The organism is Pseudomonas sp., assembly GCF_050739995.1.
In the GTDB taxonomy this organism is placed as follows: domain Bacteria; phylum Pseudomonadota; class Gammaproteobacteria; order Pseudomonadales; family Pseudomonadaceae; genus Aquipseudomonas.
Genome location: NZ_JBOICG010000254.1, coordinates 1 through 3,564, shown reverse-complemented (window position 1 = coordinate 3,564; position 3,564 = coordinate 1). Strand labels below are relative to the sequence as shown.

The 3,564-nt window shown below is 61.7% G+C and carries 1 protein-coding gene and 1 pseudogene; both read left to right on the top strand.

Going from position 1 to position 3,564, the window contains the following annotated elements; genetic code table 11:
* Nucleotides 1–1,254 (top strand): annotated as a pseudogene (locus tag ACRESD_RS08525) (exodeoxyribonuclease V subunit gamma); the annotation flags it as partial.
* Nucleotides 1,251–3,564 (top strand): exodeoxyribonuclease V subunit beta (gene recB / locus ACRESD_RS08520; protein ID WP_431750519.1); only part of this gene is annotated, 2,314 nt, incomplete at its 3' end. The pseudogene ACRESD_RS08525 and the gene recB, both read left to right, overlap by 4 nt.

Below are 3,564 nucleotides of genomic sequence, written 5' to 3'. Positions count from 1 at the left end.
CTCGAAGCACTGCTTTCGGCCCGCGACCAGCTCTACATCAGTTGGGTCGGTCGCAGCATCCGCGACAACAGTGATCGTCCGGCCTCGGTACTGATCGGCCAACTGCGCGACCACCTCGCCAGTGGCTGGCAGAACGCACACCCAGAAACACCGCTTATCGATGCAATGACCCAGGAGCATCCGCTCCAACCCTTCAGCGCTCGCTACTTCCACGAAGGCGACCCGCTGTTCAGCTACGCCCGCGAATGGCAGTTGCTACACGAAGTGTCCGACGCCGTCGCACAGGAGCACGAACTGGCCGATCACCAACAAGAAGAACCCCTGAGCCTCGGCCAGTTACAGGACTTCCTACGTAACCCGGTCAAGCATTTCTTCAGCCAACGTCTGAAAGTGTTCTTTGAGGCCGCCGAAGCCCCCTTGGCCGATGAAGAACCTTTCGTCCTCGATGCACTTCAACGTTACAGCCTCAGCGACAGCTTGCTGAGCGCCGCACTGGCCCGACCCGATCACGTGGACCAGGCCCTCAACGCCCAGGCCCAGCGCCTGCAAGGCAGTGGCCTGCTGCCCATGGTTGGTTTCGGCGAGCGCCTGCGTGACGAACTGATCGAGCCCTTGCCCGATCTGCTGCAGCGCTACCAACAACTGCTGGCCCTCTGGCCCACCCCGCACGCAGGGGCAGAGCCGGTCAGTTTTGAGCATCAGGGCATTCAGTTGGACGGTTGGATCAGTGGCCTGCACCGGCGCAGTGATGGCGGGTTGCTAAGCGTGACCACCATCCCCAACAGCATCGGCTCGATCAAGACGCGCAAGTGGCATCGCCTGATTCGTCCGTGGGTCAATCATGTGGTGGCGTGCGCGTGCGGCCTGTCACTCAGTACAGGTCTGGTGGCGAGTGATGACACTTTGCTACTGGCCCCGCTGGATAAGTCCGCTGCCCAGGAAATCCTTGGCAACCTGCTGCTGGCTTGGCACACCGGCATGCGAAAGCCGCTGCCGGTAGCCGTCAAGACCGCATTCGCCTGGCTTGGTCAGACCGATCCTGCCAAGGCTCAGGCTGCCGCCCATAAGGCCTACGAAGGCGATGGCCAAAATACCGATGGTGAACGCCGCGAAACCCCGGCGCTCACGCGGCAGTTCCCGGATTTCGCCACACTCATTGCCAGCGAAGAGTTCGAAGGGTGGTGCGAAACCCTGTATCGCCCCCTGATCAACGCTCCATGGCGATCACTCACGGGCGAGGAGGCCAGCGCATGAACAGCAAACCCCTGGCCTTGGCCTTCCCGCTCAAAGGCAGCCAACTGATTGAAGCCAGCGCAGGCACCGGTAAAACCTTCACCATTTCCGCCCTGTACCTGCGTCTGGTACTCGGCCACGGTGGTGAAGAATCCGGCTTTGGCCGCGAACTGTTGCCGCCGCAAATCCTGGTAGTGACCTTCACCGACGCTGCCACCAAAGAGCTGCGCGAACGTATCCGCATCCGCCTGGCCGAAGCCGCGCGCTTTTTCCGTGACGAAATCCAGCAACCGGATGCGCTGATCGCCGACCTTCGCGAGCAATACCTTCCCGAGCAATGGGCTGCCTGCGCCAATCGCCTGGATATTGCCGCGCAATGGATGGACGAAGCCGCCGTCTCGACCATCCACAGCTGGTGCCAGCGCATGCTGCGCGAGCACGCGTTCGACAGCGGTAGCTTGTTCACCCAGACCCTGGAAACCGACCACAGTGACCTGCTCGGCGAAGTGCTGCGTGATTACTGGCGTCTGTTCTGCTACCCGATGCATGACGATGCGCTGAATTGGGTACGCAACCACTGGGGAGGCCCGGCTGCGTTGTTGCCACGGGTACGCGCACTGTTCGGTAGTGAGCGGCCGACGGACGAAACCCGTGGGCCGGCCGAGCTGATCAATGCCTGCCTGCAAGAGCGTCGTGAAGCCTTGATACAGCTCAAGGCGCCCTGGCAACAATGGGCCATCGAGCTGCGCGATATCTGTCTGCAAGCCGTCGCCGCTAAAGCCGTTGATGGCCGCAAGATGCAGGCCCGTTACTTCGAACCGTGGTTTGAAAAAATCAGTGCCTGGGCCGCCGATGAATCTCTTGAGCAGCTTGATATTGGCACCGGCTTCATCCGCCTGACACCCGACGGTATGGCCGAAGCCTGGAAGGGCGAGGTACCGCGTCACCCCGGCATTGACGCGATGGCCGGTCTCAAGGCCGCCCTCGACGCACTGCCAACCCCCGATGCAGCTGTGTTGCAACACGCCGCCGGTTGGGTGGGTAAACGCTTCGAAGATGAAAAGCGTCGACGCGCCGAAATGGGCTTCGACGACATGCTGATCCGCCTCAACGCCGCGCTGCAAGCCGAAGGCGGCGAGCGCTTGGCCAGTGTGATCCGCGAGCAGTTCCCGGTGGCCCTGATTGATGAGTTCCAGGACACCGACCCGGTGCAATACAGCATCTTCGACAGCATCTACCGCATCGAAGAAAACCACCTCGATAGCGGTCTGTTCTTGATCGGCGACCCCAAGCAGGCGATCTACGCGTTCCGAGGCGCCGATATCTACACCTACCTGCGTGCCCGTCAGTCCACCGCCGGCCGTCACCACACCCTGGGCACCAACTTCCGTTCCAGCCACGCGATAGTCGAGGCGGTGAACCATGTGTTCCAGCGCGCGGAGAAAGGTCGCGGCGCGTTTCTGTTCCGTGAGCCGAATGGCGAAAACCCCGTACCGTTCCATTCGGTGCTGTCCCAAGGCCGCAAGGAACATTTGCAGGTCGATGGCCTGACGCTGCCGGCCATGAATCTCTGGCACCTGCCCACTGAGCAACCCGTTTCCAATGCGGTTTATCGTCAACAACTGGCAGCCGCTTGTGCCACGCAGATTGTTGAGTTGCTCAATGGCGGGCAACGAGGCAGCGCAGGTTTCCTACAACCGGACGGCAGCTTCAGTGGCGTGCTTCCGTCGGATATCGCCATCCTTGTGCGTGACGGCAAGGAAGCTCAAGCCGTGCGTGCCGAGTTGGCTGCCCGTGGCGTGCGTAGCGTGTATCTGTCGGACAAAGACTCGGTCTTCGCTGCCCAGGAGGCCCACGACCTGCTCGCCTGGCTCAAGGCCTGTGCCGAGCCCGACGTCGAGCGCCCGCTGCGTGCCGCGCTGGCCTGTGTCACTTTGAACCTATCGCTGCCGGAACTGGAACGCCTGAACCAGGATGAACTGGCGTGGGAAACCCGCGTCATGCAGTTCCGGGGCTACCGTGCGATCTGGCGCACTCAAGGTGTGCTGCCGATGCTGCGACGCCTGCTCCATGATTTCAAACTGCCGCAAACCCTGATCGCGCGCAGTGATGGCGAGCGCGTGCTGACCAACCTGCTGCACCTCAGCGAACTGCTGCAACAGGCTGCGTCGGAGTTGGACGGTGAGCAGGCGCTGATCCGCCATCTGGCCGAACATCTCGCACTGTCTGGGCAGGCCGGTGAAGAGCAGATCCTGCGCCTGGAAAGCGATGAGCAACTGGTCAAGGTCGTGACTATTCACAAATCCAAGGGCCTGGAGTACGACCTGGTAT